The organism is Klebsiella sp. 54, from assembly GCF_018223875.1.
Classification (GTDB): Bacteria; Pseudomonadota; Gammaproteobacteria; order Enterobacterales; family Enterobacteriaceae; genus Klebsiella; species Klebsiella quasipneumoniae.
Genome location: NZ_JAGRRA010000003.1, coordinates 209,905 through 231,471 on the forward strand (window position 1 = coordinate 209,905; position 21,567 = coordinate 231,471).

Sequence of the window (21,567 nt, forward strand, 5' to 3'; positions counted from 1 at the left end):
TTAATCACGAATACCGGAAGCCGAAAGCGCCACCACTTTGTGCGCGTGGTCGATAATCGGTCCATCGATCATCTTACCGTTCAGCGACACCACGCCCAGACCGCGCGACTCTGCCTCTTCCGCCGCGGCAATCACCTCCAGCGCATGGTCGACCTCTTTTCGCGTCGGGGCATAGACCTGGTGCAGCAGTTCGATCTGGCGCGGGTTGACCAGTGATTTCCCGTTGAAGCCGAGGTTCTTCGCCAGATTCGCTTCCGCAAGAAATCCCTCTTCATTATTAATATCCGACCACACCACGTCATAGGCGGCGATGCCGGCAACCCGCGCAGCATGTAGCACGGCGCAGCGGGCATAGAACAGCTCAGTGCCGTCGCCGCGGGAGGTGCCCATATCCATCACGTAATCGAAAGCCGCCAGCGCGATGGCCGACAGACGCGGGCTGGCGCGGGCGATCTCGACCGCGTTTACCACCCCCAACGCCGACTCGATGGCCGCCATGAGCCTGGTGCTGCCCACTTCGCGGCCGCACGCACGCTCAATACGCTCAACGTGAGCTTCCAGCTCATGGATATCTTCTTTGCTGTCGGTTTTCGGCAGGCGCACCATATCCACGCCCGCACGAACCACGGCTTCCAGATCGGCCAGTCCAAACGGGGTATTTAGTGGGTTAATGCGCACCACCGTTTCGATATCCTGATACAGCGGGTGCTGCAGCGCCTGATACACCAGCAGACGAGCGGTATCTTTCTCGCGCAGCGAAACGGCATCTTCAAGGTCGAACATCACCGCATCGGCGCCGTAGACGAATGAAGTACTTAACATGGCGGCATTGGCTCCGGGGATAAACAGCATACTGCGACGTGGTTTCATAGCTGGCTCCATTGCAATTGAGACTGTTGCGCCGCGCGCAGGGCCGCAGCCTGAACTCGGGCGCGCAGAACGCACTCCAGCGCCCCTTTATCATCCACCACCACGTTGGCCTGGCTAACGCCGAGCTGCATCAGGGTTTCTCTGACCACTCGCTCAATCGCATCGCCAAACTGCTGCTTCACAATGCTGTCGATCTCCAGTTGAATGCCCGGCTGCGTCGCCGGCCCAATCCTGACCATCACATCGCTGGACTCCAGCGTGCCGGCCAGGGCGTCAATCTTCATTTCCATAGAGGCAAATCCTTTGTTATGGCGTAAAAATCAGGCGGTTTGATGTTCGCTTTCCGCCAGTTGCATCAGAAAAGAGAGGGTTCCCGGCGGCACCAGCGCCGCCACCGCCTGCCAGTTGCGCTGCCGGTACAGTTCGCGCACCCTTGAAGCCGATATCGGCCCGCCGTTTTTTTCGATCCGCGCCAGCTCAACGACCTCAACAGGCGGCGCGTCGCCCGGCGCTGCCAGCAACGCTTTCATACGCTGGTTGTAATGGCGGGTCAGCGAACACAGCGGCTCGGTGCCGACAAAACGATGGGTTATCTTCAGCGCCGGGGCTAAATGTTCGCGGAACAGCTGGAGATCGATCTGGTTGTGGCAGTCATCCACCACCCCCTGTTCTTTGAGGAAGTAGCCGGGGAAGGTGGCCCGCGAGATGAGGTATGCCGAACCGGGATGCAGCGTCACTTTGTCGATGCCGGCAATCCCTTTTTCGATTAGCGTGTAGCGATCCTGATACGTGAAACGGGAGGCATCCTCTTTCACCACAAACAGGTGTAGCCAGTCGCATTGACGGGCCGCCTGCTCCACCAGCCAGCGGTGGCCGAGCGTGAACGGGTTGGCGTTCATCACGATAGCGCCGATTTTGCGTCCCGGCTGACGGTACATCGCCAGCTGGCGGCAGTAGCGGGTCAGCCGTTCGCGGCTATTTTCCAGTAACACGGCGAGATTGCCGGCCTGCGCAATTGGCCAGAAGCCGGCGCCGGCAAAGAGCGCGGCGTTACAGGGCTTAGTGAATAAAAACAGTTCGCTGCGCCCCAGTTCGTAAGCCAGGGTGAGTAATTCTGTCAGTAGCTTAAGGCTCAGCCCCTCCCCCTGCAGCGAGGGGTCGATAGCGATGCACTTCAGCACGTTGCCGGCGATGGCGCCGCAGCCGACCAGCCGCTGCCGGTACTCGGCGATAATGGCCATTTCGCAATCAGCCTCTAATGAGAGCTGATGCTGACGGAGAAAGAGGTCAATCGCCTCTCGCCGCGATTTATCCTTCCGTAGCTGAACGCGTTTTAATATCAGAGTCATTTTTTAGCGCTTCGTTATTCCAAAACGACCTGTATTTCGCCAGCGTTCGGCTATCGATTCTTGTATTTAAATCACAGTTTTTCTCGTCGCTTAATTGGCTTTATGGTTTTTATGTTGTTAATTCATTCAGCATAATAAAAATAATTAAATTAATTAAAAACACGAGTATTCAGTGAAGGTTATCACACCTTAACACTGAGTCTATTTATTACTATGCGCCGGTCTTATTACTTCATTGATAAACAGGATAACGTTTATGACTAACATGAGCCAGGCTCCGGCGACGGAGAAAAAAGGCGTGAGCGACCTGCTGGGATTTAAAATCTTCGGCATGCCGTTACCCCTTTATGCGTTTGCGTTAATTACGCTATTACTTTCCCACTTCTTTAATGCGTTACCCACCGACCTGGTTGGCGGCTTTGCCATTATGTTTATTATCGGCGCCCTGTTTGGCGAAATAGGTAAACGCCTGCCGATATTCAACAAATATATCGGTGGTGCGCCAGTGATGATCTTTCTGGTGGCAGCATATTTCGTTTATGCCGGTATTTTCACGCAGAAAGAGATCGATGCCATCAGTAACGTCATGGATGAGAGTAACTTCCTTAACTTATTCATCGCCGTATTAATTACCGGCGCGATCCTGTCGGTAAACCGTCGTCTGCTGCTGAAATCGCTGCTCGGCTACATCCCGACCATTCTGATGGGCATTGTCGGCGCGTCGATTTTCGGTATCGTCATCGGCCTGGTGTTCGGCATCCCGATGGATCGCATTATGATGCTGTACGTCCTGCCGATCATGGGCGGCGGCAACGGCGCGGGCGCGGTACCGCTGTCGGAAATTTATCACTCCGTTACCGGTCGGTCTCGCGAAGAGTACTATTCAACCGCTATCGCTATTCTGACCATCGCCAATATCTTTGCCATCGTCTTTGCCGCCGTACTCGATATCATCGGTAAAAAACACACCTGGCTGAGCGGCGAGGGCGAGCTGGTGCGCAAAGCCTCGTTTAAAGTCGAAGAAGACGAAAAAGCGGGCCAGATCACTCATCGCGAAACCGCCGTCGGCATGGTGCTGGCCACCACCTGCTTCCTGCTGGCCTACGTGATGGCGAAGAAAATCCTGCCCAGCATTGGCGGCGTATCGATTCACTATTTTGCCTGGATGGTGCTGATCGTCGCGGCGCTGAACGCCTCTGGCCTCTGCACACCCGAAATCAAAGCTGGCGCCAAACGCCTGTCGGATTTCTTTTCCAAACAGCTGTTGTGGGTGCTGATGGTCGGCGTCGGCGTCTGCTACACCGACCTGCAGGAAATCATCAACGCTATTACCTTCGCTAACGTCGTCATCGCCGCGGTTATCGTCGTTGGCGCGGTGGTTGGCGCGGCCCTGGGCGGCTGGATGATTGGCTTCTTCCCGATTGAATCAGCGATCACCGCGGGTCTGTGCATGGCCAACCGCGGCGGTTCCGGTGACCTGGAAGTGCTCTCTGCCTGTAACCGTATGAACCTTATCTCTTATGCGCAAATCTCCTCCCGTTTGGGTGGCGGTATTGTGCTGGTCATCGCCAGCATCGTGTTCGGCATGATGATTTAACCCATTTGCACGATGGCGCCGTTGAACGGACGACGACTAGCATCGCCAGGGTCCAATGCCGGGAGCGGCAGAGGGAAATCCACCCTGCTCCTTAGCCGGGAATGCCAGAAACGTCGCCAGGCAGCGCGCCATCGTGCCCCTATTTTGAGAGGTATACATGACTGATGCTGCGCTGCTAGGCGAAGGCTTCACCCTGATGTTTCTCGGCATGGGCTTTGTGCTGGTGTTCCTGCTGCTGCTCATCTTCGCCATCCAGGGGATGTCCCTCGCCGTTAACCGTCTGTTTCCCGAGCCGCTTCCGGCGTCAAAACCGGCACCGGCCGCCGTCGCGCCCGCCGACGACTTCGCCCGCTTAAAGCCGGCGATTGTCGCCGCCATTCACCACCATCGCCGTTTGCACCCTTAATTCACGGAGGAATTCATGACTGTTGCCATTACCGATGTCGTCCTGCGCGACGCCCACCAGTCCCTGTTCGCCACCCGCCTGCGCCTCGACGATATGCTCCCCGTCGCCGCTCAGCTTGACGACGTCGGCTACCGCTCCCTCGAGTGCTGGGGCGGGGCCACCTTTGATGCCTGCATCCGCTTTCTCGGCGAGGACCCGTGGGTCCGCCTGCGCGAGCTAAAAAAAGCGATGCCGAAAACCCCGCTGCAGATGCTGCTCCGCGGCCAGAACCTGCTCGGCTACCGCCACTACGCCGATGACGTGGTGGCGCGCTTCGTGGAGCGCGCCGTCAAAAACGGCATGGACGTCTTCCGTGTCTTCGACGCCATGAACGACCCGCGCAACATGCAGGCCGCCCTGCAGGCGGTGCGCAGCCACGGCGCCCACGCCCAGGGCACGCTTTCGTACACCACCAGCCCGGCGCACACCCTGCAGACCTGGCTCGACCTCACCGAACAGCTGCTGGAGACCGGCGTCGACTCCATCGCCATCAAGGACATGTCCGGCATTCTGACGCCGCATGCCGCCTTTGAGCTGGTCAGCGAAATCAAAAAACGCTACGACGTCACCCTGCACCTGCACTGCCACGCCACCACCGGCATGGCGGAGATGGCCCTGCTGAAGGCCATTGAAGCCGGGGTCGACGGCGTGGATACGGCGATTTCGTCCATGAGCGCCACCTACGGCCATCCGGCCACCGAGGCGCTGGTGGCCACCCTCGCCGGCACGCAATATGACACCGGGCTGAATATCCACAAGCTGGAGAGCATCGCCGCCTACTTCCGCGAGGTGCGTAAGAAGTACCACGCCTTCGAAGGGCAGCTGAAAGGCACCGACAGCCGTATCCTCGTCGCCCAGGTGCCGGGCGGGATGCTCACCAACCTCGAAAGCCAGCTGAAGCAGCAGAGCGCCGCCCACCGTCTGGATGAAGTGCTGGCGGAAATCCCTCGCGTGCGCGAGGACCTCGGTTTCATCCCGCTGGTCACCCCGACCTCGCAGATTGTCGGCACCCAGGCGGTGCTCAACGTCCTCACCGGCGAGCGCTACAAAACCATCGCGAAGGAGACCGCCGGCATTCTGAAAGGTGAATACGGCCACACTCCGGCGCCGGTGAACGCCGCCCTGCAGGCGCGGGTACTCGAGGGCGCAGAGGCCATCACTTGCCGCCCGGCGGACCTGCTGAAGCCGGAGCTGGCGCAGCTGGAAGCCGACGTCAGACGCCAGGCACAGGAGAAGGGCATCACGCTTGCCGAAAACGCCATCGACGACGTGCTCACCGTGGCGCTGTTCCCGCAAATAGGCCTCAAGTTCCTCGAAAACCGCCACAATCCGGCAGCCTTTGAACCGCTGCCGCAGCTGGAAGAAGCCAGACCTGCCGCGAAGGCTGAGAAACCAGCCGCCTCCGGCGTCTACACCGTGGAAGTGGAAGGCAAGGCCTTTGTGGTGAAGGTCAGCGACGGCGGCGACGTCAGCCAGCTCAGCGCCGCGCCGGTGGCCGCTACGCCTGCTGCCGCCCCGGCCCCGGCCGGCTCCGGCACCCCGGTGACCGCCCCGCTGGCGGGCACTATCTGGAAGGTGCTGGCCGCGGAAGGCCAGGCGGTGGCCGAAGGCGAGGTGCTGCTGATTCTGGAAGCCATGAAGATGGAGACCGAAATCCGCGCCGCGCAGGCCGGCACCGTGCGCGGTATCGCGGTGAAGTCCGGCGACGCGGTGGCGGTCGGCGACACCCTGATGACCCTGGCGTAAGGACGAGGAGCGGAAATGGAAAGTCTGAACGCCCTGATTCAGGGGATGGGGCTGATGCACCTGGGGTTCGGCCAGGCGGTGATGCTGCTGGTCAGCCTGCTGCTGCTCTGGCTGGCGATTGCCAGGAAGTTCGAGCCGTTACTGCTGCTGCCGATTGGCTTCGGCGGCCTGCTCTCCAATATTCCGGAGGCCGGGCTAGCGCTCACCGCCCTGGAGAGCCTGCTGGCCCACCACGACCCGGCGCAGCTGGCGGTGATTGCCGCGAAGCTCCACTGCGCGCCGGACGTCCACGCCATTAAGGACGCGCTGGCCCTGGCCCTGCCGTCGGTGCAGGGGCAGATGGAGAGCCTGGCGGTGGACATGGGCTACTCCGCCGGGGTGCTGGCCATCTTCTATAAGGTGGCGATTGGCTCGGGCATCGCGCCGCTGGTAATTTTCATGGGCGTCGGGGCGATGACCGATTTCGGCCCGCTGCTGGCCAACCCGCGCACCCTGCTGCTGGGGGCGGCGGCGCAGTTCGGTATCTTCGCCACCGTGCTCGGGGCGCTGACGCTGAACTACTTCGGCATCATCAGCTTCACCCTGCCGCAGGCGGCGGCCATCGGCATCATCGGCGGCGCCGACGGCCCGACGGCTATCTACCTGTCGGGCAAGCTGGCGCCGGAGCTGCTGGGGGCCATCGCGGTGGCGGCCTACTCCTACATGGCGCTGGTGCCGCTGATCCAGCCGCCGATCATGAAGGCGCTGACCACGAATAAGGAGCGGAAGATCCGCATGGTGCAGCTGCGTACGGTGAGTAAGCGGGAGAAGATCCTCTTCCCGGCGGTGCTGTTGCTGCTGGTGGCGCTCCTGCTGCCGGACGCCGCGCCGCTGCTGGGGATGTTCTGCTTCGGCAACCTGATGCGCGAGAGCGGGGTGGTGGAGCGGCTGAGCGACACGGTGCAGAACGCGCTAATCAACATCGTGACCATCTTCCTCGGGCTGTCGGTGGGAGCCAAGCTGGTGGCGGACAAGTTCCTGCAGCCGCAGACCCTGGGGATCCTGCTGCTGGGGGTGATCGCCTTCTGCGTGGGCACCGCGGCCGGGGTGCTGATGGCGAAGCTGCTGAACAGGTTCAGTAAGAACCCGATCAACCCGCTGATCGGTTCAGCCGGGGTGTCGGCGGTGCCGATGGCGGCGCGGGTGTCGAACAAGGTGGGTCTGGAAGCGGACGGGCAGAACTTCCTGCTGATGCACGCCATGGGCCCGAACGTGGCTGGGGTGATCGGCTCGGCGATCGCCGCCGGGGTGATGCTCAAGTACGTGCTGGCGATGTAGGCCGGCATCCTCTCCGGAGGCGTGGCCGTTACCTCGCCTCCGGGTCAGGATTAACAGCGCCCCCTTGCCATCGATCACTTTTCTGAAATTAGCGGTTCTGTGCGCCATCTGCGGGTTCTCGGGCCGCGAAACGGGGAAACTAATCATTTAATGTCTATTGGCGCTATGTATACCCGAAAAATCACCCACTGGTTTGCCAGGCGATCGTTTCAGAATCGCATCTTCCTGCTGATCTTATTCACCTCGACGATCGTTATGCTGGCGATGTCATGGTATCTGACCGACATTACCGAAGAGCGTCTGCATTACCAGGTCGGGCAGCGGGCGCTGATTCAGGCAATGCAGATTTCGGCGATGCCGGAGCTGGTCGAAGCGGTTCAGAAACGCGATCTCGCCAGAATCAAAGCGCTTATCGATCCCATGCGTTCGTTCTCCGACGCCACCTATATCACCGTCGGTGATGCCAACGGCCAGCGCCTCTATCATGTTAATCCTGATGAAATCGGCAAATCGATGGAGGGCGGCGATAGCGATGAAGCATTGTTAAACGCGAAAAGCTACGTGTCAGTGCGCAAAGGCTCGCTGGGCTCCTCGCTGCGCGGTAAATCACCGATTCAGGACGAGACCGGCAAGGTGATTGGCATTGTGTCGGTAGGCTATACCATTGAACAGTTAGAGAACTGGCTCAGCCTGCAGATAAGCTCGCTGCTGATCCCGATGGCGATCATGTTACTGCTCCTGCTCTACTGCGCCCGCCGCTTCTCGTTGCATATCAAAAAGCAGATGCTGAATATGGAACCTCAACAGCTGTCGCAGCTGTTGATCCAGCAAAGCGTGTTGTTTGAATCCGTGTTCGAAGGGCTCATCGCCATCGACTCCCGTTACAAGATCACCGCGATTAATCAGACTGCCCGCCGGCTGCTCAACCTGAGCCAACCGGAACCGACGCTTATCGGTAAAGGGATCAGCAGCGTTATTTCTCAGGAGGCTTTCTTCTACGATGCGCCGCAGACCAATAAAAAAGACGAGATCGTCACCTTCAATCATATCAAAGTGATCGCCAGCCGGATGGCGGTGATCTTAAATAATGAGCCACAGGGCTGGGTGATCAGCTTTCGTAGTAAAGACGATATCAACACCCTCAGCCTGCAGCTCAGTCAGGTGCAACAGTATGCCGATAACCTGCGCGCCGTGCAGCATGAGCATCGCAATCTGATCTCCACCATCGCCGGCCTGCTGTTTCTTAAACGCTACGATCATGCGCTGGATCTGATCCAACAGCAGTCGGAAAGCCACCAGAAAGTGATCGATTTTATCGCGCGGAATTTCCAGGATAACCATCTGGCCGGGCTGTTGATCGGCAAGTATTACCGCGCCAAAGAGCTCGGTCTGGAACTGGTTTTCGATCCGGCCTGCTTCGTCGACAGATTACCCACCGCCCTTTCTCACAACGAATGGATCTCGATCGTGGGGAATCTGCTTGATAACGCCTACAATGCCAGCCTGCAACAGCCGCAGGGCTCAAAGCAGATAGAGTGCCTGATCAACAGCGACGGCCACGAAGTGATTATCGAGGTCGCCGATCAGGGATGCGGCATTGACGAGACGCTGCGCGATCGGATCTTCGAGCGCGGCGTCACCAGCAGCGTCAGCAAAGATCATGGCATCGGACTCTGGCTGGTTCGCAGCTACGTGGAACAGGCAGGCGGCAGCATCGTCGTCGAAAATAACCTTCCCTTTGGCACCATCTTTACTCTTTATATTCCCCTGACCCGAGATGAACATCATGGATAGCATCACCACTCTTATCGTTGAAGACGAACCTATGCTGGCGGAGATCCTGGTGGATAACATCAAACAGTTTCCCCAGTTCGACGTCATTGGCATTGCGGATAAACTCGAGAGCGCCAGGAAACAACTCAGACTGTATCAACCGCAGCTGATCCTGTTGGATAATTTCTTACCTGATGGCAAAGGTATCGATCTGATCCGCCATGCGGTCAGTACCCATTACAAGGGGCGGATCATCTTTATTACCGCTGATAATCATATGGATACCATCAGCGAAGCGCTGCGCCTGGGGGTGTTCGACTATCTAATTAAGCCGGTGCATTATCAGCGCCTGCAGCACACCCTGGAGCGCTTCGCCCGCTATCGCAGCTCGCTGCGTTCCAGCGAACAGGCCAGTCAGATCCACGTCGATGCGCTGTTTAATATTCAGGCTCGGGAACAGACGGAACCGGCCAGCGCACCGCTACGCGGGATCGATGAAAGCACCTTTCAGCGCGTACTCCAGCTGTTTGCCGACCCGGCGGTGGTACATACCGCCGACTCGCTGGCGCGTATCCTTGGCAGCAGCAAAACCACCGCTCGCCGTTATCTGGAACAGGGAGTGAAGAACGACTTTCTGGAAGCGGAAATCAGCTACGGCAAGGTTGGCCGACCGGAGCGTATTTATCGCGGCAAACAGACCTACCCTGAGCAGATCTGAAACGTTTACGTCAGGGAATAGCTGATCACCAACTGCCCCTTCTTCATCTTAATCTGACTAATGACAATGTCGCCCAGCTCCGCCAGACGGGCGACGTGGGTGCCACCGCAGGGATAGGCGGGCAGCTCGCCGAATCCCACTTTGCGCATGCCGTCAGCGAACGTCACCTGACGCGGTAAATCCTGCGCCTGCCATGCCTTTACTAGCGCCAGTAGCGCACTGGCGTCCGGCAGCGCGGCGCTATTCCTGCTGGCAAAGGTTATCCGCCCTTCGCCGGGCCAGTGGTGCGCTTTCACCGGTTGCCAGCCAAGCTGTTCGCCCGCCAGGCCAAGCAGGTGGCCGGCAGAATGCAGACGAGCATGCAGCTGTCTCGCGGAGGCATCAATTTTCATCTCCACTTCACCGAGGGGAAGCAGTTGCGACAGAATATGCAGCACCCTGTCGCCGCGCACAACCACCGTCTCAACGGCCTGTCCGGCAATCCAGCCGCAATCCGCCGGTTGACCGCCCCCTTGCGGGTGAAACAGCGTCCGATCCAGTTCGATGGCGTAACGGCCATCCGCTTCTGCAGTGCAGGCGATGATCTGGGCGCGCCCGTCGGTAGCATCGCTGGTGTAATAAACCCGTTCAGTCATAGTGATTCTCCTCTCTGTTCGCCCAGTATATTATTAATACCGACAGCGATAATCCCATCATCCGCCAATGCACTCTTGCTCCAGGGGCACAAATGAATCTGAACCTCCTGCCCGACCTTGCCCTCTTCGTACAGATCGTCGACCAGGGCAGCTTCTCCGCCGTCGCCCGCCAGAGCGGCATTACCCCTTCCGCGGTTAGCCGCAGCGTGTCGCGGCTGGAGCGAGAGATGGGCTGCAAACTGCTGCAGCGTACCACCCGCAAACTGCGTCTGAGCGATGCCGGGGAAACGGTGTATCAGCATGCCCAGCAGATGCTGGAAGCGGCGCGACAGGCGATGGATTCCGCCGGCAGTCGCCAAACGGTCGCCCAGGGAAAGCTGACGCTCAGCGTACCGAAAGCTATCGGCCGCTTTGTGATCCATCCGCTGATGATGGCGTTTTTTCACCGTTACCCGCAGGTTGACGTCTGCCTGCGGCTGGAAGATCGCCCTCTGGATTTTATCGATGACGGTATCGATCTGGCGCTACGCATCACCAATACCCCCTCGCCCGGCCTGCATGGCAAACCGCTGATGCCGGTCACGCACGTTATCTGCGCCACTGAAGCCTATTTACAGCGCCACGGTATGCCGAACACGCCGCAGAAACTGCGGGCGCACAGCTGCATCAGCCTTGGCGAAACGCCCGCCGACGCGCGCTGGAAGTTCCGTCGGGAAGGGAAAACCGAAACGGTGCAAACATACGGGCGTTACGCCGCCAACCATACCGCCGTGCGCCTCGACGCGGTTAAGCAGCATCTGGGGATCGGCAGCCTGCCGCTGTTCACCGCCCGCGAGGCGCTGGCGAATGGCGACATTGTGCAGGTGCTGCCCGAGTGGGAATTTATCAGCAGCTACTCCGGCGATCTGTGGCTGCTGTGGGCGGGAGATAAGCATATGCCCGCCAGAATGCGGGCGATGATTGATTATCTCAGCGAGACGGTGCCTGCGCTGAACGCAGGCAGCACAGAGCCAGCGAAATAACCGCAAACCACGGAATGATAATCCCCAGCACGAACCAGATCCCGGAGCGGCCGATGTCATGCATCCGCCGGCAGCCAACTGCCAACAGGGGGATCGCCATCAACAGCAGCCACAGCGCCGCAAAGGGTATGACCACAAAACTGAGGATGCCGTAGCGAGGGTCTAGGCGGGTTGCCAGACACCAGACGGCCAGCGGCGCGCTGGCGATCAGTAGATTGATAAGAAAAAACGTCCAGAACTGCTGTCGGCTGGCCCGGCCGCTAAAATTAAAGGTCTCTTTCCAGCCGCTCAAATACGCCTGTCCATAGGTCATTGCTTCTCTCCTTGAAGATTGGGTGGGTATTACGGCGCCAGGGCAATCACCTCCGCCGCCCAGCGCTGAAACCCTTCCACGTCGATATCCAGCGCCACCTGGGCGTTCGCCGGCTGACCCAGTCGTCCTTCAATATCCACCACCGTGGTGCCGGCGGTCCAGGTGCCCTGCGTCTCCACCGCCACAAAACATGGCTGCAGAGTGAACAGTTCCGGGCGGGCCAGCCATGCGATAGCGCAGAGATCGTGCATTCGCAGACCACTGCTCATGCTGCCGCTGCGATAGTGGCTAAACAGCGCATGGAGCATTTTACCGGTCTGGTTCAGCGTCGGCAGGGTTGCCAGATAATCCGCCGTCAACAGCGCCCGATTGGTGACGTCCAGCCCGCACATCACAATCTCCAGCCCGCTGTGGAAGACTTTCGCGGCAGCTTCCGGGTCGATGGCAATATTGAATTCGGCATTCGGCGTAAAGTTGCCGCGGCCCGCCGAGCCGCCCATGATCACCAGCCGGCGAATGTTGAATACGCATTCCGGATACTGGGTCAGCAGCAGCGCAATATTGGTCAGCGGGCCAATCGCCACCAGAGTGAACGGCTCGGCAGCGTGCATAAGCGCATCACGGATCGCCTGGAAGGCCGGCTTCGCCAGCGGCTGACGTTGATGCTCAACAAAGTCATACCCTTCCATACCGGATTCGCCATGCACCGAAGCGGCATCGCGCAGGGGACGCACCAGCGGCATCGAAGCGCCCTGCGCCAGCGGCACATCGGCATGCCAGAAGTGCAGCAGCTGCAGCGCGTTACGGGTCGTCTTCTCCACCGAGACATTGCCCGCCACGGTGGTCATTAGCTGCAGATCCAGCTCGGGAGCGAACAGCGCCGCAGCAATGGCGGCAGCATCGTCGATGCCCGGGTCAGTATCAAGAATGATCGGTAAGCGCATGGTTTCCCCCTAAAAAAAATGCCAGACGTTAAGTCTGGCATCTTCTCATATTGCAGGCGGAAAGAACTTACTCTAGTTCACGGACATCCACACGCAGCTCTTTCGGCACTTCAAAAACGATATTCTCTTCTCGGCCTTCCAGCGGCACCGCTTCGCCACCGCCCAGCTCCTGCAGCCGGGTGATAACGTTCTGCACCAGAATATCCGGCGCCGATGCGCCCGCCGTCACGCCGACGCAGGCCGCATCCTTGACCCAGGCTTCCTGAATATCGGAGGCATCGTCAATCAGGTAGGCTGCCTTACCCATCCGCTGCGCCAGTTCGGCGAGGCGGTTAGAGTTGGAGGAGTTTTTCGAACCGACCACCAGCACCACGTCAGCCTGCTCCGCCAGCGCGCGCACCGCTTCCTGACGGTTAGTGGTGGCATAGCAAATGTCGTCTTTGCGCGGGCCGACGATTTTCGGGAAACGCGCGCGCAGCGCGTCAATCACATCAGAGGTATCGTCCACCGAGAGGGTGGTCTGGGTCATAAACGACAGCCGGGCGTCGTTTTTGACTTCCAGCTTGAGAACGTCTTCCGGCGACTCGACCAGGTACATGCCCCCTTGCGGGTTATTGTACTGCCCCATAGTGCCTTCGACTTCCGGGTGTCCGGCATGGCCGATCAGAATCGACTCTTCGCCACGGCGGCTGGCGCGGGCGACTTCCATATGCACTTTCGTCACCAGCGGACAGGTGGCGTCGAACACCGTCAGGTCGCGGCTCTTCGCTTCATTCCGTACCGCCTGCGATACGCCGTGAGCGGAGAAAATCAGGATCGCGCCGTCCGGTACTTCGCTGATCTGTTCGATAAATATGGCGCCGCGCTTGCGCAGGCTATCCACTACATAGCGGTTATGCACCACTTCATGACGAACATAGATCGGCGCGCCGTACAGCGTCAGCGCGTTTTCTACAATGCTGATAGCGCGGTCAACGCCAGCGCAAAAGCCGCGCGGGTTAGCCAACAGGATCTGCATGTTAATCCTCCAGCGCCGGATCGATCTCCAGCACTTCAATATCAAAATGAACAGTGCGCCCGGCCAGCGGATGGTTGAAGTCGACGGTGATGGAATCGCCGTTCACTTCGCGGATCACGCCAGGCATTTCGCTGCCATCCATTGCGGTAAAGAGCATAATCGCGCCGATCTCCGGCTCGCCGGCGTCGATAAACTCGCGGCGAGAGAAATACTGAATCAGGTCCGGGCTCGGGACGCCAAAAGCGGCGTCAGGCTCCAGCGAAAAGGCCTTTTTCTCGCCCTCTTTCAGACCAAGAAGCTGTTGCTCCAGCCCTTCAGACAGGGAGGTGTCGCCGAGGCGAAACAGCGCCGGTTTGCCATTGTTACGGGTGGACTCGGCGGTGGATCCATCGTCCAGCTTCAGCGTGAAGTGAACGAGAACCGCGCTGTTGCTCTGTACGGATTTAGACATGCAAATTGCTCGCTTGTTTTAGGTCACCTGTTGCCCGGAGGCGCTACGCTTACCGGGCGACGGGAGACCACACATTCTGTAGGCCGGGCAGGCGTGGCGCCACCCGGCATTAACATTTACACCTGCTCTTTTGCGGTCGGTTTCGGCAGGAAGCCTTCCAGCACAATCATCGCCGCGCCGATGCAGATAGCGCTATCGGCGAGGTTGAAAGTGGCGAAGTGCCAGTCGCCGACGTAGAAGTCGATCATATCGACCACAAAGCCGTGCCACAGGCGATCGAACAAGTTGCCCAGCGCGCCGCCAATAATCAGGGCGTAGGCAATATTGTTCAGCTTTTGCGACGCCTTCGAACGGTACATCAGCACCGTCAGCACCACGCAAATGCCGATCGCGATCCCGGAAAAGAACCAGCGCTGCCAGCCGCCGCTGTCGGCGAGGAAGCTAAAGGCCGCGCCATAGTTGCGGGCATAATGCAGATTAAGCGACGGGAACAGCGGAACCGTCTCCCCCAGAGCGAAGTTCTGGAGGATCAGGAATTTGCTGCCCAGATCGATAATCAGCACGGCTACGACCACCCACAGCCAGCGTAGCCCCGTTGAACAGATCGATTTACTCATCAGGCGAATTTACGTTGCTCGCCGTCACCGGCGACGTTGCTCACACAGCGTCCGCAGATTTCCGCGTGTTCCGCCACCTTGCCGATATCGGTGGTGTAATGCCAGCAGCGCGGGCATTTCTCACCTTCAGCTTTACTCAATGCGACTTTCAGCCCTTTGAGCAGTTCGCTCTGCTGCGCATCAGCAGATGCGCTCGCATAGTCTGCGACGTTCGCCCCGGAGGTCAACAGGACAAATCGCAATTCATCCCCCAGTGCGTTGAGCTTAGCGGCCAGGTCGGCATCAGCATACAGCGTCACCGCAGCTTCCAGCGAACCACCGACTTTCTTATCCGCACGCGCCTGCTCGATCACTTTGTTGACTTCGCCACGGACTTTCAGCAGCTCATCCCAGAAGCCGTCATTCATCGCTTCGTCGTCGGCCAGGCCGAAGAGACCCTGATACCATTCGCCGGTAAAGACGTATTTCTCACGCTCGCCCGGCAGGTAACCCCAGATTTCGTCCGCAGTGAAGGACATGATCGGCGCCATCCAGCGCACCAGCGCTTCCACGATGTGGAACAGCGCGGTCTGGCAGCTGCGACGCGCCACGCTGTCCGCCTTAGCGGTGTACTGGCGGTCTTTGATGATGTCGAGGTAGAACGAGCCCATCTCAATGGAGCAGAAGCGCATCAGGCGCTGCACCACTTCGTGGAAGTCGTAGGATTCGTAGGCTTTCAGGATATCTTCCTGTGCCGCCTGCGCGCAGCCGACCGCCCAGCGATCCAGCACCACCATCTCTTCCGGTTTGACCATGTCTTTTGCCGGATCGAAACCGTTCAGGTTCGCCAGCAGGAAGCGCGCGGTGTTACGGATACGACGATAGCTGTCCGCGGCGCGTTTGAGGATCTCGTCAGAGACCGCCATTTCGCCGGTGTAGTCGGTGGAAGCCACCCACAGTCGCAGGATGTCGGCGCCCAACTTGTTCATCACGTCCTGCGGGCTAACGGTGTTGCCGATAGACTTGGACATTTTGCGCCCCTGACCATCGACGGTGAAGCCGTGGGTCAGTACCTGACGATAGGGCGCTTTGCCTTTCATCGCCGTGGAAATCATCAGCGAGGACATGAACCAGCCGCGATGCTGGTCGGAGCCTTCCAGATACATATCGGCGGCGTGACCGGCGAATTCCGGACGCACGTCAACCACGGAAGAGTGGGTCGATCCGGAGTCAAACCAGACGTCGAGGGTATCCGGCACTTTCTCGTAGCTGTCAGCGTCATCGCCAAGGATGTCGCGGGAATCGAGATCCCACCACGCCTGGATGCCGTCGACTTCAACACGCTTCGCGACTTCTTCCATCAGCTCAAGGGTACGCGGGTGCAGTTCGTGGGTTTCTTTATGCACGAACAGCGACATCGGCACGCCCCAGGTACGCTGACGGGAGATACACCAGTCAGGACGGTTGGCGACCATCGATTCGATACGCGCCTGGCCCCAGTCCGGGATCCACTGCACGCCTTTGATCTCTTTCAGCGACTGCGCGCGCAGACCTTTCTGATCCATGCTCACGAACCACTGCGGGGTGGCGCGGAAGATGATCGGCGACTTGTGGCGCCAGCAGCACGGATAGCTGTGCTGCATTTTTTCCACATGCAGCAGCGCGCCGCGCTCACGCAGCATCTCAACGATGATATCGTTGGCTTTGAAGACGTTGATACCGTCCAGGGACGGATAGGTGCCTGGCAGATAAGCTCCGTCCGGGCCAACCGGGTTAGCGATTTCCAGACCGTATTTCTGGCTGATCGTGTAGTCGTCCGGACCGTGGCCGCCGGCGGTATGCACCGCGCCGGTACCGGCATCCAGCGTCACGTGGTCGCCAAGGATCGCCGGCACGTCGAAATCCAGGAACGGATGCTGGAAACGCATCAGTTCAAGCTCGGCGCCGTTCACCGCCGCCAGGATGGTGTAATCGGCCGCGCCAACGCGCTTCATCACGCTCTCGACCAGGTCTTTCGCCAGGATCAGCGCCTGACCGTCAACCTGCACCAGCGCATAGTCGAACTCCGGCGACAGGGAGATGGCGCGGTTAGCCGGCAGGGTCCACGGAGTGGTGGTCCAGATAACCAGCGACACCGGGCCGTTGACGTCGGCGACGCCGAATTTCGCCAGCACCGCGGCTTTATCTACCGCGTGGAACGCCACGTCGATGGATGGGGAAGTCTTGTCGTAATACTCCACTTCCGCTTCCGCCAGCGCGGAACGGCAGTCTACGCACCAGTGCACCGGCTTGGCGCCTTTATGCAGATGGCCGTTGCCGATGATTTTGCCCAGCGCGCGAATGATATTGGCTTCGGTTTTGAAGTCCATGGTCAGGTACGGATGCGACCAGTCGCCCAGCACGCCGAGGCGAATAAAGTCTTTACGCTGGCCGTCGATCTGCTCGGCGGCATATTCGCGGCACTTGGCGCGGAATTCTGCTGCGGTGAACTTCTCGCCCGGCTTGCCGTATTCCTGCTCTACTTTCAGCTCGATCGGCAGACCGTGGCAGTCCCAGCCCGGAACGTAAGGCGAGTCATAGCCCGTCAGTCCTTTGGACTTAACGATAATGTCTTTCAGAATCTTGTTTACCGAGTGACCAATATGAATGCTGCCATTCGCATAAGGAGGGCCATCATGCAGAATGAAGGTTTTTTTGCCTTTTTTGGCTGCACGAATGATGCCGTACAGGTCATCATCGGTCCAACGCGCCAGCATTCCCGGTTCGCGTTTGGCGAGGTCGCCACGCATAGGGAACCCTGTTTCCGGCAAATTCAGGGTCGATTTATAGTCACTCATCAGATTCTCGGTTCCGTATTTCGGTTTGATAAACACCAGTGGCTCAGGCCTGGCTGGTCAGCCCAAATAATTCGCGGGCCGTTAACTCATCACGTGCGATTTGCGCCTTCAGCTCGTCCAGCGACGCAAACCGCTGCTCATTACGTATCTTTTTACGCAGTACTACATTGATATGGCGACCGTAGAGGTCCATTACAACGTCCAACAGATGCACTTCGAGCTGCTGACGCACGCCCGCTACCGTTGGACGGGTGCCAATATTGGCGACACCGGCGATTGGTTTGTCGCCCAGACCTGTCACTTCTACCGCATAGACCCCTTTAACCGGGGAAACCTGACGACGCAGCGGTAAGTTCGCCGTCGGAAAACCTATGGTACGGCCCAGTTCGTCGCCATGCACGACGCGTCCGGAAATGCTAAACGGATGGCCGAGCAGCGTCTCCGCAAGAAGAAGATCGTCATCGGCCAGCGCCTGACGCACCGCCGTGCTGCTGATCCGCACCCCGCCTTCGCAGAAGGTTTGGGTGCTGGTGACGTCGAAGCCGTATTCCGCCCCCGCCTTTTGTAATAACAAGAAATCCCCCTGGCGACCAGCGCCAAAGCGGAAATCGTCACCGACGGCAAGGAACTGCACGCCCAGGCGGCGCACCAGCAGTTCACTGATAAAATCCTGCGCCGTCAGCGCGGCGAACCGGCGGTCGAAGCGAACGCACAGCACATAGTCGACCCCGCTTTCAGCCAGATAGCTCAGCTTTTCACGCAGGCGGGTCAACCGCGCCGGGGCTTTATCGGCGGCAAAAAGCTCGAGCGGCTGGGGTTCGAAAATCATCACCACCACCGGTAAACCGCGCTGGCGGCCCTCTTCGCGCAATCGCTGCAGCAGCGCCTGATGCCCACGATGCACGCCGTCAAAATTGCCAATGGTCAGCACGCACCCGTGCGGGGCCTGACTGAGATTATGTATGCCGCGTATCAGCTTCATGTCTGGCTCAAAACAGTGAAAATCGTCCGAGTATACCTTGTACAACTGTCAACGTTAACCAGCGATTGCTCCTCGGCAACGAAAGTTCTCAGGAATTCATTCACTCAGCGCGGGTAAGCGGGAAAACCGCCCGCCCCCGGCGATTTTTATGGTGGAAAAGCTGTATTCGCCTGCAACAAGCTGGTAGAATCTTGCGCCATCACTACGTAATGAAGCGCTGTGGTGTTAAACGGCGCTTATTTGCACAAATCCATTGACAAAAGAAGGCTAAACGGGCATATTCCTCGGCCTTTGAATTGTCCATATAGAACACATTTGGGAGTTGGACCTTGGCTAATATCAAATCAGCTAAGAAGCGCGCCGTTCAGTCTGAAAAGGCTCGCAAGCACAACGCTAGCCGTCGCTCTATGATGCGTACTTTCATCAAGAAAGTATACGCAGCTATCGAAGCTGGCGACAAAGCTGCTGCACAAAAAGCATTTAACGAAATGCAACCGATCGTGGACCGTCAGGCTGCTAAAGGTCTGATCCACAAAAACAAAGCTGCGCGTCATAAGGCTAACCTGACCGCTCAGATCAACAAACTGGCTTAATTGCTGCTTGTTGTCGCTTTGTGAAAAAACCCGCGAAAGCGGGTTTTTTTATGCCTGTCATCTTCCCCGCCCTGGCGCGACCTGAGCCACGCCAGCCACGCTTTCCGGCTATCTGGGTTCAGTAAACAGCGACGAATAATCGCGATTGCAGATGCGCTGTACCGCCGGATGCTGAATCATCCGTTCGGCGAAAATAGCGTGATACTCCTCCATCACGCTATCCATGCGGCCAATTTCGACAATCGATTCATCATGATAGAAATCATGCGCGTAGAGCGTCGGCGCGACAAATATCGCATTATGCGCAGCGCCAAAGGCTTTCATGAGCGCCGCGTCGTCAAACTCGCCGAGAATCTCCACCTTCAGCCCCTGCACATTAATCCAGTTCAGCAGCTTACGTCCCAGCATCGATCGTCGGCCGGGGATTAGCAGCCGTCGCTCTTCGAGACAAGCCGGGAACGGCTTCGTCGGCGCCGGGTTCATACACCAGAAGCTGACGCTACACTCGCCAATCTTCACCGAAAACAGCCCTTCCTGCTGCGTCGAGTCGATCGGGCAGTCAGAGATAATCATATCGAGCTTATGCTGGCTCAACTGCTCCAGCAGCAGCTCATGGGTGGATTCAAAACAGCGCAGATGAATCTGCTCGCTTTCGACAACGGCGGCATCCAGCACGCCGCTGACCAGCCGCTTCGAGAGCGCATCGGCCACGCCGACGTCAAACAGCAGATTAGACTCTTTGCGATAGTTGACGATGTCGAGCATCTCCTGGCTCAGGGTAAACATCCGGTCGGCATAGCGGAAGACCAACTCCCCGAGCTCGCTCGGCTCCAGCCCTCTTCCCTTGCGCTTGAATAATTTACCCTGCAGACGCTCCTCCAGCGCTTTGATCTGCCCGGTAATGGTCTGCGGCGTCAGAAACAGCGCCTCCGCCGCGCCCACGACAGACCCTTCTTTATAGACGTGCCAGAAGTAGTACAGATGGTTGTAGTTGATATGTGACATGCTTCTCTCCCTGATAATGTCCTGGAGGGCCGGAGAGGCCCTCCGCAGAAAGGTTATACCGCGAGGCGAGTATCCGTCGCGCGCTGACGCAGTATGAGGTATCCGGTGACGGCCGATAACACTGAGCCGATCAAGATGCCAAGCTTGGCCCAGTTGATCAACGCGGGATCCACGTTGCCAAAGGCGAGACTGGCGATAAAAATCGACATCGTAAAGCCAATCCCGCACAGGATACCCACCGCCATAATCTGCCCGCAGGTGGTCCCCTCCGGCAGCGAGGCCCACTTCAGCTTCAGGGCCAGCCAGCAGAACAGGCTGATCCCCAGCGGCTTACCGATAAACAGGCCGGCCATGATGCCCAGAGGCAGCAGCGACGTCAGTCCATCAAGTGTGACCCCCTGCAACGAGACACCCGCGTTGGCAAAGGCAAACAGCGGTAGGATCATAAACGCGACCCACGGGTGCAGGACATGCTCAAGCGCTTTGGCCGGGGATTTACCCTGCTTTTCCTGTAACGGAATCATAAAGCCGACGATGACTCCGGCAAGCGTCGCGTGAACGCCGGACTTCAGCACCGCCGTCCACAGCACCGCGCCGACCAGAATATAGATCCCAGTGCGCCGCACGCCGCTCAGATTCAGGGCCACCAGCACCGCAATCGCCGCCGCCGCCACGCCCAGCGAGAGCATTGACAGGTCGTGGGTATAAAACAGCGCGATAATCACGATAGCCCCCAGGTCATCAATGATCGCCAGCGCCATCAGGAAAATCTTTAGCGCCGTCGGGACGCGGCTGCCTAACAGCGCCAGCACGCCAAGGGCAAAGGCAATATCCGTCGCTGCCGGGATCGCCCATCCCTCTCTGGCGACAGGATCCTGAGCGTTAAAGGCCAGATAGACCAGCGCCGGGACGATCATCCCGCCGAGCGCGGCAATCACTGGAAAGACCGCCTGACGACGACTCGCCAGCGAGCCCTGAATCAGCTCGCGTTTGACCTCGAGGCCAATCAGCAAGAAGAACACCGCCATCAGGGCATCATTGATCCAGAGCAGCATATTCTTGTTGATCTCCAGCGCCCCCACCCGCAGCTGTACAGGCGTATCAAGGAAGGAGTGATACAGACCGCTGGTCACGCTGGTATTGGCCATGACCATCGCCAGCACCGCGGCGATGATTAAGACAATGCCGCCGGAAGCATCGCTACTGAAGAATCGTTGCAGATGTTTCACTTTTACTTTCATCCTGTTGGTGAATAACTCGATAAAAGCATAATACACAAACTGATAACTCGAAAAAATCAGATTTAAGTTGAGTAAACATTCGATTTTTACGAATCAAAGAGGAGCGATAAGACAA

The 21,567-nt window shown here is 58.5% G+C and carries 21 protein-coding genes and 1 pseudogene; 8 read left to right on the forward strand and 14 right to left on the reverse strand.

The window, feature by feature from the left end; all coding sequences use genetic code 11:
• The 3 genes from citE to citC are packed head-to-tail and all read right to left on the reverse strand — an operon-like array spanning position 1 to position 2,219.
• Entirely contained in the window at positions 1-870 is an 870-nt protein-coding gene (citE, locus tag KHQ24_RS10650) for a citrate (pro-3S)-lyase subunit beta (RefSeq protein WP_004204262.1), read from the reverse strand.
• Complete coding sequence (citD, locus tag KHQ24_RS10655) at positions 867-1,160, reverse strand: citrate lyase acyl carrier protein (RefSeq protein ID WP_017901212.1); 294 nt, start codon at positions 1,158-1,160, stop codon at positions 867-869. Before citD ends, citE begins: the two co-directional genes overlap by 4 nt.
• A 30-nt stretch (positions 1,161-1,190) precedes the next feature.
• Positions 1,191-2,219: a [citrate (pro-3S)-lyase] ligase gene (gene citC, locus KHQ24_RS10660; protein ID WP_004204257.1), complete on the reverse strand. Its 1,029-nt coding sequence runs from the start codon at positions 2,217-2,219 to the stop codon at positions 1,191-1,193.
• Positions 2,220-2,475: 256 nt separating this feature from the next.
• On the opposite strand from citC, the gene citS reads away from it, so the two are divergent.
• The 6 genes from citS to KHQ24_RS10690 all read left to right on the forward strand — a co-directional run bounded on the left by citS (position 2,476) and on the right by KHQ24_RS10690 (position 9,815).
• Complete coding sequence (gene citS / locus KHQ24_RS10665; protein WP_004204255.1) at positions 2,476-3,816, forward strand: citrate/sodium symporter CitS; 1,341 nt, start codon at positions 2,476-2,478, stop codon at positions 3,814-3,816.
• Between the two features lie 157 nt (positions 3,817-3,973).
• A complete protein-coding gene (locus KHQ24_RS10670; protein ID WP_004204254.1) occupies positions 3,974-4,222 on the forward strand; it encodes an oxaloacetate decarboxylase subunit gamma in 249 nt (82 codons plus the stop codon).
• Positions 4,223-4,237: 15 nt separating this feature from the next.
• Positions 4,238-6,007, forward strand: coding sequence for a sodium-extruding oxaloacetate decarboxylase subunit alpha (oadA, locus tag KHQ24_RS10675; RefSeq protein ID WP_211777266.1), 1,770 nt, complete (start codon positions 4,238-4,240; stop codon positions 6,005-6,007).
• 15 nt (positions 6,008-6,022) lie between these two features.
• Positions 6,023-7,324: an oxaloacetate decarboxylase subunit beta gene (locus tag KHQ24_RS10680; RefSeq protein WP_004204249.1), complete on the forward strand. Its 1,302-nt coding sequence runs from the start codon at positions 6,023-6,025 to the stop codon at positions 7,322-7,324.
• 165 nt (positions 7,325-7,489) lie between these two features.
• Positions 7,490-9,118, forward strand: a complete 1,629-nt coding sequence (locus KHQ24_RS10685) for an ATP-binding protein (protein WP_048322953.1) — start codon at positions 7,490-7,492, stop codon at positions 9,116-9,118.
• The gene (locus tag KHQ24_RS10690; protein ID WP_080847995.1) at positions 9,111-9,815 is read left to right on the forward strand and encodes a response regulator; all 705 of its coding nucleotides are present in this window, start codon (positions 9,111-9,113) and stop codon (positions 9,813-9,815) included. Before KHQ24_RS10685 ends, KHQ24_RS10690 begins: the two co-directional genes overlap by 8 nt.
• Before the next feature lie 5 nt (positions 9,816-9,820).
• Here KHQ24_RS10690 and KHQ24_RS10695 read toward each other — a convergent pair whose 3' ends face one another.
• Entirely contained in the window at positions 9,821-10,450 is a 630-nt protein-coding gene (locus KHQ24_RS10695) for a hypothetical protein (protein ID WP_004204246.1), read from the reverse strand.
• Positions 10,451-10,542: 92 nt separating this feature from the next.
• Between KHQ24_RS10695 and KHQ24_RS10700 the strand changes: the two genes are divergently transcribed.
• Positions 10,543-11,472, forward strand: coding sequence for a LysR family transcriptional regulator (locus KHQ24_RS10700; RefSeq protein ID WP_211777267.1), 930 nt, complete (start codon positions 10,543-10,545; stop codon positions 11,470-11,472).
• Here the strand turns inward: KHQ24_RS10700 and KHQ24_RS10705 are convergent.
• The 8 genes and pseudogenes from KHQ24_RS10705 to KHQ24_RS24555 form a co-directional block, all read right to left on the reverse strand.
• Positions 11,420-11,785 carry a DUF805 domain-containing protein gene (locus KHQ24_RS10705; protein WP_211777268.1) on the reverse strand — a complete coding sequence of 122 codons (366 nt, stop codon included), beginning with the start codon at positions 11,783-11,785 and terminating at the stop codon, positions 11,420-11,422. The genes KHQ24_RS10700 and KHQ24_RS10705 overlap by 53 nt on opposite strands.
• A 29-nt stretch (positions 11,786-11,814) precedes the next feature.
• Positions 11,815-12,729 (reverse strand): ribonucleoside hydrolase RihC, encoded by a 915-nt coding sequence (gene rihC, locus KHQ24_RS10710; RefSeq protein ID WP_211777269.1) that lies wholly within the window; start codon positions 12,727-12,729, stop codon positions 11,815-11,817.
• Between the two features lie 67 nt (positions 12,730-12,796).
• Positions 12,797-13,747: a 4-hydroxy-3-methylbut-2-enyl diphosphate reductase gene (gene ispH / locus KHQ24_RS10715; RefSeq protein ID WP_211777270.1), complete on the reverse strand. Its 951-nt coding sequence runs from the start codon at positions 13,745-13,747 to the stop codon at positions 12,797-12,799.
• 1 nt (position 13,748) lies between these two features.
• Positions 13,749-14,198, reverse strand: a complete 450-nt coding sequence (gene fkpB / locus KHQ24_RS10720; protein ID WP_023291927.1) for an FKBP-type peptidyl-prolyl cis-trans isomerase — start codon at positions 14,196-14,198, stop codon at positions 13,749-13,751.
• 116 nt (positions 14,199-14,314) lie between these two features.
• Positions 14,315-14,815 (reverse strand): signal peptidase II, encoded by a 501-nt coding sequence (lspA, locus tag KHQ24_RS10725; protein ID WP_004204239.1) that lies wholly within the window; start codon positions 14,813-14,815, stop codon positions 14,315-14,317.
• Positions 14,815-17,631, reverse strand: a complete 2,817-nt coding sequence (gene ileS / locus KHQ24_RS10730; protein ID WP_004204238.1) for an isoleucine--tRNA ligase — start codon at positions 17,629-17,631, stop codon at positions 14,815-14,817. The genes lspA and ileS overlap by 1 nt, the downstream gene beginning before the upstream one ends.
• A gap of 43 nt (positions 17,632-17,674) precedes the next feature.
• Positions 17,675-18,613, reverse strand: a complete 939-nt coding sequence (gene ribF / locus KHQ24_RS10735; protein WP_004204236.1) for a bifunctional riboflavin kinase/FAD synthetase — start codon at positions 18,611-18,613, stop codon at positions 17,675-17,677.
• 7 nt (positions 18,614-18,620) lie between these two features.
• Positions 18,621-18,826: pseudogene (locus KHQ24_RS24555) on the reverse strand (DUF2575 domain-containing protein); the annotation flags it as partial.
• Between the two features lie 116 nt (positions 18,827-18,942).
• On the opposite strand from KHQ24_RS24555, the gene rpsT reads away from it, so the two are divergent.
• The gene (gene rpsT, locus KHQ24_RS10740; protein WP_002887965.1) at positions 18,943-19,206 is read left to right on the forward strand and encodes a 30S ribosomal protein S20; all 264 of its coding nucleotides are present in this window, start codon (positions 18,943-18,945) and stop codon (positions 19,204-19,206) included.
• A gap of 108 nt (positions 19,207-19,314) precedes the next feature.
• On the opposite strand, the gene nhaR is transcribed toward rpsT, so the two are convergent.
• Together nhaR and nhaA are read right to left on the reverse strand one after the other, a co-directional pair.
• Positions 19,315-20,211 carry a transcriptional activator NhaR gene (nhaR, locus tag KHQ24_RS10745; RefSeq protein ID WP_002887961.1) on the reverse strand — a complete coding sequence of 299 codons (897 nt, stop codon included), beginning with the start codon at positions 20,209-20,211 and terminating at the stop codon, positions 19,315-19,317.
• A gap of 53 nt (positions 20,212-20,264) precedes the next feature.
• The gene (gene nhaA / locus KHQ24_RS10750; RefSeq protein WP_017901221.1) at positions 20,265-21,440 is read right to left on the reverse strand and encodes a Na+/H+ antiporter NhaA; all 1,176 of its coding nucleotides are present in this window, start codon (positions 21,438-21,440) and stop codon (positions 20,265-20,267) included.
• Positions 21,441-21,567 lie beyond the last annotated feature (127 nt).